This window comes from Duganella flavida, assembly GCF_009857445.1.
Taxonomy (GTDB): Bacteria; Pseudomonadota; Gammaproteobacteria; order Burkholderiales; family Burkholderiaceae_D; genus Rugamonas; species Rugamonas flavida.
Genome location: NZ_WWCN01000004.1, coordinates 81,983 through 94,053 on the forward strand (window position 1 = coordinate 81,983; position 12,071 = coordinate 94,053).

General features: G+C 61.1%; 13 protein-coding genes. 7 read left to right on the top strand and 6 right to left on the bottom strand.

Going from position 1 to position 12,071, the window contains the following annotated elements; translation table 11 throughout:
* Positions 1–2 precede the first annotated feature (2 nt).
* Both GTP46_RS07190 and GTP46_RS07195 read right to left on the bottom strand, forming a co-directional pair.
* Positions 3–866, bottom strand: a complete 864-nt coding sequence (locus GTP46_RS07190; RefSeq protein WP_161005944.1) for a serine hydrolase — start codon at positions 864–866, stop codon at positions 3–5.
* Positions 867–1,101: 235 nt separating this feature from the next.
* Positions 1,102–2,118, bottom strand: coding sequence for a sulfate ABC transporter substrate-binding protein (locus GTP46_RS07195; RefSeq protein WP_161005945.1), 1,017 nt, complete (start codon positions 2,116–2,118; stop codon positions 1,102–1,104).
* Between the two features lie 223 nt (positions 2,119–2,341).
* Between GTP46_RS07195 and GTP46_RS07200 the strand changes: the two genes are divergently transcribed.
* The gene (locus tag GTP46_RS07200) at positions 2,342–2,872 is read left to right on the top strand and encodes a GNAT family N-acetyltransferase (RefSeq protein ID WP_161005946.1); all 531 of its coding nucleotides are present in this window, start codon (positions 2,342–2,344) and stop codon (positions 2,870–2,872) included.
* Here GTP46_RS07200 and GTP46_RS07205 read toward each other — a convergent pair.
* Positions 2,869–3,675: a class II glutamine amidotransferase gene (locus GTP46_RS07205; protein ID WP_161005947.1), complete on the bottom strand. Its 807-nt coding sequence runs from the start codon at positions 3,673–3,675 to the stop codon at positions 2,869–2,871. The genes GTP46_RS07200 and GTP46_RS07205 overlap by 4 nt on opposite strands.
* 156 nt (positions 3,676–3,831) lie before the next feature.
* On the opposite strand from GTP46_RS07205, the gene GTP46_RS07210 reads away from it, so the two are divergent.
* Complete coding sequence (locus GTP46_RS07210) at positions 3,832–4,653, top strand: EAL domain-containing protein (RefSeq protein WP_161005948.1); 822 nt, start codon at positions 3,832–3,834, stop codon at positions 4,651–4,653.
* A gap of 3 nt (positions 4,654–4,656) precedes the next feature.
* On the opposite strand, the gene GTP46_RS07215 is transcribed toward GTP46_RS07210, so the two are convergent.
* Positions 4,657–4,995: an energy transducer TonB gene (locus GTP46_RS07215; protein ID WP_161005949.1), complete on the bottom strand. Its 339-nt coding sequence runs from the start codon at positions 4,993–4,995 to the stop codon at positions 4,657–4,659.
* A gap of 414 nt (positions 4,996–5,409) precedes the next feature.
* Between GTP46_RS07215 and GTP46_RS07220 the strand changes: the two genes are divergently transcribed.
* The 5 genes from GTP46_RS07220 to GTP46_RS07240 all read left to right on the top strand — a co-directional run bounded on the left by GTP46_RS07220 (position 5,410) and on the right by GTP46_RS07240 (position 10,083).
* The gene (locus GTP46_RS07220; protein ID WP_161006230.1) at positions 5,410–5,988 is read left to right on the top strand and encodes a YcbK family protein; all 579 of its coding nucleotides are present in this window, start codon (positions 5,410–5,412) and stop codon (positions 5,986–5,988) included.
* A gap of 44 nt (positions 5,989–6,032) precedes the next feature.
* Positions 6,033–6,443 (top strand): hypothetical protein, encoded by a 411-nt coding sequence (locus GTP46_RS07225; RefSeq protein ID WP_161005950.1) that lies wholly within the window; start codon positions 6,033–6,035, stop codon positions 6,441–6,443.
* 9 nt (positions 6,444–6,452) lie between these two features.
* Positions 6,453–7,226, top strand: a complete 774-nt coding sequence (locus GTP46_RS07230) for a transporter substrate-binding domain-containing protein (RefSeq protein WP_161005951.1) — start codon at positions 6,453–6,455, stop codon at positions 7,224–7,226.
* A 3-nt stretch (positions 7,227–7,229) separates the two neighbouring features.
* Entirely contained in the window at positions 7,230–7,892 is a 663-nt protein-coding gene (locus GTP46_RS07235) for an amino acid ABC transporter permease (protein ID WP_161005952.1), read from the top strand.
* A 73-nt stretch (positions 7,893–7,965) separates the two neighbouring features.
* Positions 7,966–10,083, top strand: coding sequence for a putative bifunctional diguanylate cyclase/phosphodiesterase (locus GTP46_RS07240; RefSeq protein ID WP_229258837.1), 2,118 nt, complete (start codon positions 7,966–7,968; stop codon positions 10,081–10,083).
* A 10-nt stretch (positions 10,084–10,093) separates the two neighbouring features.
* Here GTP46_RS07240 and GTP46_RS07245 read toward each other — a convergent pair whose 3' ends face one another.
* Both GTP46_RS07245 and flgL read right to left on the bottom strand, forming a co-directional pair.
* The gene (locus GTP46_RS07245) at positions 10,094–11,137 is read right to left on the bottom strand and encodes a hypothetical protein (protein WP_161005954.1); all 1,044 of its coding nucleotides are present in this window, start codon (positions 11,135–11,137) and stop codon (positions 10,094–10,096) included.
* Positions 11,138–11,158: 21 nt separating this feature from the next.
* Entirely contained in the window at positions 11,159–12,070 is a 912-nt protein-coding gene (gene flgL / locus GTP46_RS07250) for a flagellar hook-associated protein FlgL (protein WP_161005955.1), read from the bottom strand.
* Position 12,071 lies beyond the last annotated feature (1 nt).

A 12,071-nucleotide genomic window follows, 5' to 3' on the forward strand; every position in this document is an offset into this window, starting at 1 on the left:
GTTTACATCGCGCGGCGCGTACGCTTGGCCGACTTGCTGGTTTTCTTTGACGCTTTCATGACTTTTGGTTTGTCATCCGGGCCGGCAATAAAGCGGCGAATGTTGACTGCATCCATCAAGCGCGCCGAGTTAGCCTTGGCGTTCAGCAACACCAGCGTGGCATTTTTACCCGCCGACTTGAAGCGCATGATCAGGCAGCGGCCGGCTTCCTCGGTGTAGCCGGTCTTGGACAAACCTACATCCCAACCCTTGGCGCCGACCAGGCGGTTGGTGTTGTGATACTCAACCTTGCGGCCTTTGATACTGATCACATCCTTGGTGTCGGTGGTGATGCGGCGTATGTCCGGGTAAGCCGAAGCGGCCGTCGCAATCTTCACCAATTCAGTCGCGGTCGACATATTGTGCGGCGACAAGCCGGTTGGCTCCTCGATCACAGTCTGCGTCAAGCCCAGGGCACGGATCTTGTTTTTGACTGCCAGGCGGAAAGCATCCATACCACCAGGATAGGTGCGGCCCAGTGAAGCGGCAGCACGGTTGTCTGACGACATCAGTGCCAGTTGCAGCACATCGCCGCGCGAAATTTCCGCGCCGACCGGCACGCGCGAGGCGCTATGTTTCAACATATCAACGTCCAGGCGATCAATGGCGATTTTTTCTTCCATGTCTTGCTTGGCATCCAGCACCACCATCGCAGTCATCAGCTTGGTCAGCGAGGCGATGGGGACTTGGGTGTTGGCATTTTTTTCGAGCAACACTTTACCGGTGCCGTCTTCGACTACCAGCACGGATTGCGAACCAAGCGGAACCGCAGCGAAGGCAGCCGCAGTAAACGAGGTCAGCAATACAGCAACAATTTTCTTGAGCATATGGATATTCGGGGAACAGGAGTCTATCGGACGCACCTGGGCGGTGCGGCGCGCGTAAAAATCTAGCTATACGGCAATATTCTCTAAGGATAGACAATATCATTAAAGTGGGTTCTCGTCTATTGTCTGTAAGTGTCGGATTCTTATATTTTTTTCCTCACTAAGCCCGTCTTAAGTAAAAAAAGCCCCGGGACCGTCAGATCCCGGGGCTTTGCGGTAGCGCAACAGCTATGGCTTATTTGTTGTAGATCTTGTCGAATTCGCCGCCATCGTCGAAGAATTTCTTCTGCGCAGCTTTCCAGCCGCCGAACAGCTCATCTACCGAGAATAGGCTGATCTGGCGGAAGTTGGCGTTATATTTCTTGAAGGCTTTTTCCGAGCGTGGACGCAGCGAGTGCTTGGCGATGATTTCCTGGCCTTCTTCGCTGTACAGGAAGTTCAAGTAGCCGGTCGCTTGCTTGCGCAGGTTGCGTTTGTCGACCACCTTGTCGACGACCGCCACAGGCGATTCGGCCAGGATGGAGGTGGCAGGGTAGACCACGTCAAATTTGTCGCCGAACTCGGCGCGTACCAGGTTGACTTCGTTTTCGAAGGTGATCAGGACGTCGCCGATTTCACGCTGGGTGAAAGTGGTGGTGGCGCCGCGGCCGCCGGCGTCCAGGATGGGCACGTTCTTGAAGATTTTGCCGACCAACTCGCGCGCTTGCGCTTCGTTGCCGCCTTTTTTCAGCACCGAACCCCACGCGGCCAGGAAGGTGTAGCGGCCGTTGCCCGAGGTTTTAGGATTCGGGATGATGACCTGCACGCCCGGCTTGGCCAGGTCGTCCCAGGTCTTGATCTGTTTCGGGTTGCCCTTGCGCACCAGATACACCACGGTGGAGTAGAACGGCGCAGCGCCGTTCGGGAATTTCTTGGCCCAGTCAGCCGCCACCATGCCGCGCTCGACCAGAATGTCGATGTCATTGGCCTGGTTCATGGTCACCACGGACGCTTCCATGCCGTCCGCTACCGAGCGGGCTTGCTTGGAGGAACCGCCGTGCGATTGGTTGACGTTGATGGTTTCGCCGGTACGCTTCTTCCAGTCGGCTTCAAATACCGGGTTGATGTCTTTAAAGAGCTCGCGGGTGACGTCATAGGATGCGTTCAGCAGCACGGTGTCCGCCGCCTGCGCCTGCGGCAGGCCCAGCAAGGTGGCCGAAGCGGCCAGGAAAGAGGCGATAACAACGCGGCGAGTCGTATTTTTAGTGGTCATAATGAGCTTTCGTTATATCAAGCCTTGATAGTGTAAAATTTCGCCCGGAAAAGATACGAATTTTTCGTAATATGCTTAGAAGTACACTATAAAACGCATATGGATTTTTGAAAACATTCGTGGGCAAACGTGGTGCCACGCTCTAGTCTGGCAGCATCCGACGGCTTTCTCCCGCTTGGTGTATAGTCGTTCCCAGTACTAAAGTAATGTTTTGTGAGCGTACATGAGTCTTGAAATTCGTATTGCCGCTTCGACGGATGCAGAAGCGGCATGCACTGTCTTACGCCGTTCGATCAAGGAATGCTGCGAACTGGATCATAAAAACGATCCCGCCATTCTTGATGCCTGGCTAGGCAATAAAACTCCGCAGATGGTGGCGAACTGGTTCAGCTCGCCCACCAATTTTTCGCTGGTGGCTATCAGCGAAGGTGCCGTCGTCGGCGTCGCTTTGCTCACCGGCGCCGGCAAGCTGGCGCTCTGCTATTTGCTGCCGGAAGCGCGCGGGCAGGGCGTCGGCAAGGCGCTGCTGGCGCGCATGGAAGAGCAGGCTTGCGGCTGGGGTGTGAAGGCGCTGCAACTGCACAGCACAGCCACCGGCAAAGCCTTCTTCGCCCAGCGCGGCTATACCGACGCCGGCATGGTGCGCTCGCCGTACGGTGTGGAGACGGTATTCTTCTGGAAACAGCTGGATGACGAGGCGACTTGCCCGAATGCGCCCAAGCGCAAGAAATTCTGCAACTGCAATACTGCCTAGTAAGCTACCAGCAATTCCTCGCTCTCGCGCCATTCCGGCGTTGCTCCCACTTCCTCACCCGCGACAAACAGCTTCAGTTCGCCTTCGGCAAAACGCGTCCAATGTTCGTTGGAGGTGAGGGGCTGGGTGGCGATCACGGCGATGCGGTCGTCGCGCTGGTTGTGACGGCTGAAGTCGATGCTGAGATCGCAATCTACCAGCTGCGCCACCGAGAACGGAAAGGCGCGCGTCACCACGTGCAGCTCGGTGCTGCAATGGGCGAATAGCAGGTCGCCGTTCGACAGGATGAAATTGAACGGACCGTAGACGCCAATCCCGGCGGCCAGTTCAGCCAGCGCCGCGTACAGCTCGTGGCGTTCAGGCTGCTCGTCGAAGCGCTGAGCCAGCTCGGACAGCAGGTAGCAGAAGGCGCGCTCGCTGTCGGTGTCGCCCCAGGGGGCATAACGTCCCGTGGACGGCGTGAACAATTTCAGGTCGCCGTTGTGGGCGAAGGACCAGGTCCGCCCCCACAGCTCGCGCGTGAACGGATGGCTGTTTTCCAGCGATATCCGGCCTTGCGTAGCCTTGCGGATGTGGGCCACCACGTTGCGCGCCTTGATCTGGCTATCGCGAAACTGCGCCGCCAGCGGCGAGTGGATCGAAGGCAGGTAGTCGGTGTACAGTCGGCAGCCGTTCTGCGTGTGCAGGGCGATGCCCCAGCCATCCTTGTGCTCGCCAGTGCGGCCGCCGCGCTCGATGAATCCCGTGAAGGAAAAGTCCACGGCGGCGGGTTGCTTGCTGCTCATCGCGAGTAATTGGCACATAGGGAGACGGCGTAGTTAAACGATGTCCCCACGATAACGGCCGTGCTGCCCGGGCGGAACGAATGTTTTGGCATATCCATAGCTGAAAGCATTCGTTCTGCTTTCTCCTGCGCGGGCATACGCTGTCGACATTGTTAGTATCCCACGAGGAGTTCCATGTCATTTCCCATCCTGCAAAAGTACCTGGCGCGTCTATCCGACGCCACCGGCGCTGCTTCCAGTATCTGGCTCGATCACGAGGGCAAGGCGCAAGGGCGGTTTTTCAATTGCACCATGAGCAGCGCCTTCCAGCCGATCCGGCATCTGGACAGCGGCGAAGTGCAAGCCTACGAGGGACTGGCGCGCAGCGTGTCGGCGCAGGACCAGGGATTGTCGCTGTGGAAGCTGCTCGACCACGCCGCCAGCGACGATGAATCGATCGAACTGGACCGGCTGTGCCGTATGCTGCACTCGATTAATTTCTTCCGCCAGGCCGAACATAACCAAACCGACCTCTACCTGAATGTGCATGACCGTCTGCTGAGCGCGGTCAGCAGCAACCACGGCCACGCTTTCCGCCGCATCCTCGATGCGCTGGAGCTGCCGCTGGACCGGGTGGTGCTGCAATTGCCGGCGGCGACGCCGCAGCAAGGCTGGCTGTTGAATTATGTGTCGGACAACTACCGTCGCAACGGCTTCCGTTTTGCAGTGAACGTGAACAGCCCGCGCGACGCACTGGGCGTGCTGGACCGGCTGCGGCCGGACGTGTTCAAGCTCGACGTGCGCGAAATACAGGATAAGGCAGGATTGGCGGACTTGCTGCAGCGTTGCGCTGCGTCCCGAGTAGAGGTGGTGTTCAAGCGGCTGGAAACGCCGCAACACCTGGCGGCCTTGCGCGAACTCAGCGCGGCCGCAGGTGTGTCATTGCTGGTGCAAGGGTATCTGCTTGACGAGCCACGCGCGGCCTTGTTGCAAGAGCCGGCGCGGCAAGCAGCATAAACATTAGTTCAGGACCCAGTTGTATTGCACTTGTGCCCAGACTGGTTCGCTGCCGTTGCTGGCTGGCTTGAATTTGCAGGCGGTGCTGGCGCGCAGCGAAGCTTTGTCCAGCGCCACGTGGCCGCTCGACGAAATCACTTTGGTGTCTTGCACATTGCCTTTGGCGTCGACCAGGACTGCCAGCTTGACGTTGCCGGTCAGTTCGTCGTCTTGCCACGAGTTACGGTAGTTAGGCACGTTGCACTCGGCGTTGTTCAGGCGGTCGGTAGGGGCAGCGGCGCTGGCTGGGTTGATGGTCGACAGGGCGATCAGCGACAGGGCGATGATAGAACGAGTGATCATGGTAGGCTCCAATTAATTAGTTCGACGGGAAAACATATCTGGTACGGCTGAACTATACTGCGTCGCACCATATATGAATACTTTATTGTTGGAATGCCGGCCATTAGCTATTCGTATAACTGGAATGGTGAAAGAGTTTCTGATACGAAATTTTTGTATCGTGCAGGCAGCTGTATCATTTCTTAAACGTAAGTTAGGACGGTTTTTCTTTCCCTCCGCATAAGCTATAGTGACAATATTGATTTTTACGGTAAGAGAACACTAATGGCTACGCGCAGGGATTTTTTAGGGCTGACGGCCGCAAGTTTCTTGGCTGTACCGCTGATAGGCTGTGCATCGAGTGCGTCGGTGCGGCATGGCAGCGTTGCCACGGCCACCGCCAAGCCAGCGCCGGTGCCGCCAGCGCAAAGCAGCATGGCACGTGCTGCCGAGCAGTTGGCGCCATCCGGCAGCGGCGGCGCGATGGATCCGCCCCCCGATATTTTCGACGCTCAGGCGCTGGACCTGGAATTCTGGCTGCGTCCGCGCACCATCGAAGTGATCCGCCCGGCCAGCAAGGAGCGCGCCAAGCTGCTGTACTGGAAAGACGGCGAGATCATCGACTCGGCCTATCAGGACTTGTGCCACCTGATGCGCGACGTCAACGGCGGCAATGAAACCCGCACCATTGATCCCAAGCTGTTTGAAACGCTGTGGGGCACACAAGCCTTCGTGCAGCGCTACGGCATCGACGCGCCGCTGGAAATCCTGTCCGGCTACCGCACGCCCGCGTCCAACAACAAGTTGCGCGAAGCCGGCGTTCCGGCCGCGCGCCAGTCGCTGCACATTGTCGGCCGCGCGGCCGACATCCGCATCGCCAACCTGAATTCCGAAGTGCTGGGCGGGCTGGTGAAGAGCTTCCGCCAGGGTGGCGTCGGCTTCTACTATCGCGCCGGCCCGCGCGGCGGCTGGATCCACGCCGACACCGGCCTGCAACGTACCTGGAAGGGTTGACCCCGGATCGGCTACACTGATGGTTTGGCAAGTCGAGGAATACCATGCAGGACAATCAGGAGCAGCCACGCTTCCGCCCGGTGCCGTGGAGCGGGCTGGAGACGCCAGCCGACGTCGAGCTGTGGATCGAGGAACATAACCAAGCCTTGCAGCAGCACATCGGCAAGAATGAAACCGGCTACGGCGTGTGCTTCACGCTGGCCGAAGGCGGCGAGATTTACATGCAGACCACGCAGGATGGTCACATCGTGCTGGACGTGACCGAGGAAGCGGAATGGATCGCACCGCTGATCATGGCCGCCGCCCGTGTGCAGGAAGCGCCGCCGGGCCGCATGTGGGTGCTGCCTGATGATAAGCTGGTGCAGTTGATGATAGGACTCAGCGGCCTGATTGCCAGCTCCATCCTGGTGGTTGGCCATAACTTCGGACTGCGCCGCCGTATGGGCGCCTGGTAAAGGAACCTCATGCACAAACGTCTTTTCTTGTTGACGCTGGCGGCGGCGCTGGCTTTGCCGGTCTCGGCTGCTGATTTGCTGGCCACAGTGAAGACGCGCGGCACGCTCAAGGTGGCGCTGGAGGGCACTTATCCGCCGTTCAATTACAAGGAAAAAACCGGCGAGCTGGCCGGTTATGACGTCGATGTGGCCAAGTTGCTGGCTACTAGACTCGGCCTGAAGGTGGAGTTCGTCAGCAGCGAGTGGGCCAGCATCCTGGCTGGGCTGGCTGCCAACAAATACGACGTGATCATTTCGCAGGTCGGCATCAATCCCAAGCGAGAACAGGCGTTTGATTTTTCCCAGCCTTATATTTACTCGATGCCGCAGCTGATTGTGCGCAGCAACGAGACCGCCACCTACAAATCGCTGGCCGATTTGAAAGGCAAGAAACTGGGCGTGGGGCAGGGCAGCGTCTACGAGCAGCAAGCCAAGGCGGTACCAGGCGTGGAAGTGCGCAGCTACGCGGCGGCGCCGGACACCATGTCCGACCTGGCCTCCGGCCGCATCGACGCGGCGCTCAACGATAGCCTGATGTCGGCCTACCTGCTGAAGATTTCCAAGCTGCCGATCAAGGCCGGCGCGCAAGTCGGCGCGGTCGAGCGCATGGGTATTCCATTCAAGAAGGGCAATCCCGAATTCAAGCAGGCGCTCAACAAGGCGCTGGCCGATGCGGCCGCCGACGGCAGCCTGAAAGCCATTTCGCTGAAATGGTTCGGCGTCGACGTCAGCAAGGCGCCGTAAGCGATGGAGTGGCTGGAGTTGCTGCGCGAGGCGGCGCCGGTGATGCTGCGCGGCGCCGGCTACACGGTGCTGTTCGCGCTGGCCGCCATGCTGGGCGGCTTGCTGATCGGCTTTCCGGTGGCGGTGTTGCGCTTGCTGCCATATCGCTGGCTGTCGTGGCCGGCCAGCGTGTATGTCAGCCTGATGCGCGGCACGCCGCTGCTGGTGCAGATGTTCGTGATTTACTACGGCTTGCCCAGCGTCGGTATTGAATTCACGCCGGTCACCGCCGGCATCCTGGCGCTGAGCCTGAACTCGGGCGCCTTCCTGTCCGAGAGTTTGCGCGGCGCCATCGCCTCGATCAGCAAGGGCCAGTGGGCGGCCAGTTTCAGCCTTGGCCTCGGCTACTGGAGCACGCTGTACTACGTGGTGCTGCCGCAGGCGCTGCGGGTGGCGGTGCCGGCCATGAGCAATACGCTGATCAGTCTGATCAAGGATACCTCGCTGGTATCGGTCATCACGCTCACCGAGCTGATGCTGTCGACCAAGGAAGTGATTGCCACCACGTTCCAGCCGCTGCCGATGTATCTGGCCGCCGCCGGCATTTATTGGCTGCTCAGCCTGCTGTTTGAAGCGCTGCAACGGCGCGCGGAACAACGCTTGAACCGCGCACACCACTCCCGATAGCCCATCTGCTCGACATCCCGGTTCCGAAATGTTAGTCTGAAGACATCAAAGAAGGGGGTGTATGGAGAAGACTATGCACGCTGAGCTGCCCGGATTGGCGGTCCTCGCCGAGGAAGCCGCCATGGCGCCGTACGCGAGCGCCGCAGACGAGCCGGAGCAAGCCTATTTCAATGATATCTACCTGCTGGCGCCGGTCGGCTATTTCGTGCTGGCCTTCGACACCACCATCCTGCAGATGAATGTGGTGGGCGCCGATTTGCTGGGTCTGCCGCGCGCCAATCCCGAGCGGGCGCCGTTCCGCCAGTTCATCGCGGCGCGCTTCCACGACGACTTCGACCGCTTCTTGCGGCGCGCCATCAACTCCGGCCAGCCCGAGCAGTGCGACCTGCAAATGCTGCGCAACCGTAACCTGCAAGGTTTCCCGGTGTCGCTGCGCGCCAGCGTTGATGGCAGCGGGCAGGGCATCCGCATGGTGCTGGAACTGGCCGAGGGCAAGCTGGCGGCGCTGGAGCGCAGCGAGGAACGTTTCCGCCGCATCGTCCACAACGCCGAGGAAGGCATCTGGGAAATCGACGCCGCCGCGCGCACCAGCTTTGTGAATCCGAAGATGGCGCTGATGCTGGGCTACAGCATTGAGGAAATGCTGGAACAGCCGCTGGTGGCCTTCATGGATGAAGAGGGCCGCGCCATCCTCGAACGCAATATCGCGCGCCGCCAGCAGGGCATGTCGGAGCGCCACGAGTTCAAGTTCATCCGCAAGGACGGCGGCGACCTGTGGGCTACGCTGGCCACCAATCCCATCTTCGACAACGACGGCAGCTACCGCGGCGCGCTGGCGTTGGTGACCGACGTCACCGACAGCCGCGCCTCGGCCGAGCTGATCTGGCATCAGGCGAATTTCGATCAGCTCACCGCGCTGCCCAACCGCCACATGTTCCACGACCGCCTGAACCAGGAAATCAAGAAGGCGCGGCGCGAGGGCTTGCAGCTGGCGCTGCTGTTCATCGACCTCGACGGCTTCAAGGAAGTCAACGACACGCTCGGCCACCAGCAGGGCGACGCGGTGCTGGTGGAGGCGGCGCGCCGCATCGGCCTGTGCGTGCGCAGCTCGGACACGGTAGCGCGCTTGGGCGGCGATGAGTTCACCGTGATCTTGTCCGGGCTTGAGCACGCTGACGGCATCGACCGCCTGGTGCAGGGCATGCTGGCGCTGCTGAGCCGGCCGGTGACGGTGGAGGGCGCGCTGCCGTCGGTCTCGGCCAGCGTTGGCATCGCGCTGTATCCGGCCGACGCCGCCACGCCGGAAGACTTGCTGCGCTGCGCCGACCAGGCCATGTACGCGGCCAAGCAGAGCGGCCGCAATCGCTACAGCTATTTCACACCCGACTTGCAGCTGGCGGCGCGGACGCGCCAGCAAGTGACGCTGGATTTGCGTTCGGCGCTGGCGCACGAACAGTTCGAGTTGCACTACCAGCCCATCGTCAACTTGCAAAATGGTCAGATCGAGCGCGCCGAAGCCTTGCTGCGCTGGCGCCATCCGCAGCGCGGGCTGCTCAGTCCAGCAGACTTCCTGGCGTATGCCGAAGCCGGCGGCATGATGCTGGAAATCGGCGACTGGGTGTTCCGCCAGGCGGCGCAGCAGGCCAAGCGCTGGCAGGAGGAGTTGGGCAGCGGCTTCCAGGTCAGCGTCAACCAGTCGGCGGCGCAGCTGCGTGGCGATACCGCGCTATACGTCGACTGGCTGCAGCATGCCAGCCGCCTCGGTCTGCCGCCGCGCAGCATCGTGCTGGAGATTACCGAGGGGGTGCTGCTGGACGGCGCCAGCCGCGTCACCGAGCGCTTGCGCGACCTGCGCGAGATGGGCTTGCAGGTGGCGCTGGATAACTTCGGCACCGGCTATTCCTCGCTCTCCCACCTCAAGCACTTCGGCATCGACTTGCTCAAGCTCGACCACAGTTTCATCCAGCACCTGGCCAGCGACAGTGGCGATCTGGCCATGTGCGAGGCGCTGATCGTCATGGCCCACAAGCTGGGCCTGCGGGTGGTGGCGGAAGGGGTGGAAACGGCGGCGCAGAGCGGCTTGCTGGCCATGGCCGGCTGCGATTATGCACAAGGGTTTGTGTTTGCCGGCGCCATGCCGGCGCCTGAGTTGTCGGCGCTGGCGCACCGGGGGCTGGGCTTGCTAGCTTAGTGCAGCAGAATTAGCGCAAACTCAGCAGCGACACCACGCGTTCGCGGCTGATGCCAGCCAGTGCCGAGGTGATCGACAGCAGCGACTGGTAGCCGGGCTGTTTGGTGGTCGACAGGAAGTTCTGCGCCACTTGGTCCATGCCATTCTTGGTGGCGGCTGGCGCGGCGTTCTGCACGCGCGCGCTCACTTGCGCCAGTGCCTGGTGCACCGAGGAGATCGACTGTTCGACCTTGGCCAGCGCCTGCACCACTTGCTGCAGGGTGGTGCGGATGCCGTCAACGTCCGCCGTGTTCCAGCTGTCCGGATCGACTTCCGGCGCTTCGGCTTCCGCCTTCACGCGGTTCAGCTGGCCGGTCGGGAAGCGTACGCCGCCACCTTGCACGGCGATGGTGTCACGTACATTGGCCCACTGCGCTTCCGAAGTCGAAAACTCCAGCTGGCCGTCATCATTGATGTCTGCGCGCACGCCGCTCGGCGCCAGCGCCTCGTCAAAACGCTGGGCGATTTGCTCGTCGCTCAGGCCCGGTTCCACCACCACCGAACGCACGTTCTGGCCACCGCCGACGGAAATTGCGAGCACTTCGCGGCCGCCGCTGCGCAGGTTGGCCAGGCTCATGCCGCGCACGGTGAAATTGGTGGTGGTGCCCTTGTTGCTGAACTTCAGGCGCGCATCCAGTGTGCCACCCGAGGCATTGCTGCGGTTGCGCCAGCTGTTGCTGAACTGGCGCACGCGCGACTCCAGTGCGCCGTCGGAACGCTGGCGATTGGCCAGGCGGCTGCTCAGGTCGGCCTTCAGATTGCGCAGCTGGGCCGCGCTCTGTTCGAGGAAATCGAGTGCCTGCTGGGCGCCGGAAATATCGCCTTGCAGCGGCTGGTCCCAGTTGTTCAGGCCGCGGCGCAGTGGCGCCGCCGAGTTCGGCGTCGGCGTAACCGGCGTCGCGGTGGCGGCGTTTTCGCCGTTCAGACCCAGCGACGTGCCGTCCACCGCAGCGGCATTGCCGGCATGGGCGCCTGGCACAATGACTTGGGGTGTAGAGGTGGACGTGATTTGCATACGCGGGTCGGCTTAAAAAGTTTACAGGACGTTGAACAGCGACAGGTTGGTGATCTTCGAGTAAGCCTTGTACGAAGCCTGCAGCGCGTTGTTGTAGCCGTTCAGTTCAGTGGCGGCCTCGGTCATGTCGAGCGCGCCCAGGTCGAGGATCGCAGTCTTGTTCGACAGGCTGACGTTGGCGTGGTTGCCATCCAGGGTTTCCATCACGTTTTGCGCGCCGCCAAAGTTGGCGATCTTGCCGGCGATGGCATCGAGTTCGCTGCTGGCGCCGTCCATATTGGCGCGGATCGCCGCTTGCAAGGTCGGCGTCGCTGCGCTGATGCCCGGCTGCGACAATTCGTCGATGGTACTGTCCATCTGGTTCAGCAGCGTTTCCAGGCCCGAGACGTCAACGTTGACGGTCTGGGTGATGCCGTTGCCCACCACCGATTTCTGCTGGTTGGTGTTGCCGGTGAAGGTGTAGCGCGAACCGACCGGGGCGCTGGCATCGTAGCTGATGGCCGGGGTGTTGGTCAGGGTGCCGGAAAATACATAGCGGCCTTCCTGGTCTTTCTCGTTGGCGCTGTAGTACAGGCTGTCACGCAGGGAGGTCATGGTATTGGTCATCGACTTCAGGTCGGCGCCGGTGTTGCTGGCGTCGGCGGCCCAGACCAGCAAATCGTGGCTCTGGGTGATGTCGTTGGTCATACTGGTCAGGTAGGTCTCGTTGGTCGACAAACGGATCTTGATGGCGGCGATATTGTCGCGGTACTGGCCGACGATGGCTTCTTCGCGGTTCAGGCGCGACAGGCGCACGGCGGTGACCGGGTCGTCCGACGGCACCTGGATCTTGTTGCCGCTGGCCATACGTGCGGTCAGCGAGGCCAGTTTGCTCTGGTTGTCCAACAGGCCGCGGCTCATGGTGGCCTGGAATTGACTAGTGGCGATACGCATT

What these genes read in the sequence shown, in the direction of transcription:
- GTP46_RS07230 (WP_161005951.1), top strand. Translation starts at nt 6,453, where the DNA reads ATGCACAAACGTCTTTTCTTGTTGACGCTGGCGGCGGCGCTGGCTTTG.
- flgL (WP_161005955.1), bottom strand. Translation starts at nt 12,070, where the DNA reads ATGCGTATCGCCACTAGTCAATTCCAGGCCACCATGAGCCGCGGCCTG.
- GTP46_RS07200 (WP_161005946.1), top strand. Translation starts at nt 2,342, where the DNA reads ATGAGTCTTGAAATTCGTATTGCCGCTTCGACGGATGCAGAAGCGGCA.
- GTP46_RS07205 (WP_161005947.1), bottom strand. Translation starts at nt 3,675, where the DNA reads ATGTGCCAATTACTCGCGATGAGCAGCAAGCAACCCGCCGCCGTGGAC.
- GTP46_RS07195 (WP_161005945.1), bottom strand. Translation starts at nt 2,118, where the DNA reads ATGACCACTAAAAATACGACTCGCCGCGTTGTTATCGCCTCTTTCCTG.
- GTP46_RS07240 (WP_229258837.1), top strand. Translation starts at nt 7,966, where the DNA reads ATGCACGCTGAGCTGCCCGGATTGGCGGTCCTCGCCGAGGAAGCCGCC.
- GTP46_RS07220 (WP_161006230.1), top strand. Translation starts at nt 5,410, where the DNA reads ATGGCACGTGCTGCCGAGCAGTTGGCGCCATCCGGCAGCGGCGGCGCG.
- GTP46_RS07245 (WP_161005954.1), bottom strand. Translation starts at nt 11,137, where the DNA reads ATGCAAATCACGTCCACCTCTACACCCCAAGTCATTGTGCCAGGCGCC.
- GTP46_RS07190 (WP_161005944.1), bottom strand. Translation starts at nt 866, where the DNA reads ATGCTCAAGAAAATTGTTGCTGTATTGCTGACCTCGTTTACTGCGGCT.
- GTP46_RS07210 (WP_161005948.1), top strand. Translation starts at nt 3,832, where the DNA reads ATGTCATTTCCCATCCTGCAAAAGTACCTGGCGCGTCTATCCGACGCC.
- GTP46_RS07215 (WP_161005949.1), bottom strand. Translation starts at nt 4,995, where the DNA reads ATGATCACTCGTTCTATCATCGCCCTGTCGCTGATCGCCCTGTCGACC.
- GTP46_RS07235 (WP_161005952.1), top strand. Translation starts at nt 7,230, where the DNA reads ATGGAGTGGCTGGAGTTGCTGCGCGAGGCGGCGCCGGTGATGCTGCGC.
- GTP46_RS07225 (WP_161005950.1), top strand. Translation starts at nt 6,033, where the DNA reads ATGCAGGACAATCAGGAGCAGCCACGCTTCCGCCCGGTGCCGTGGAGC.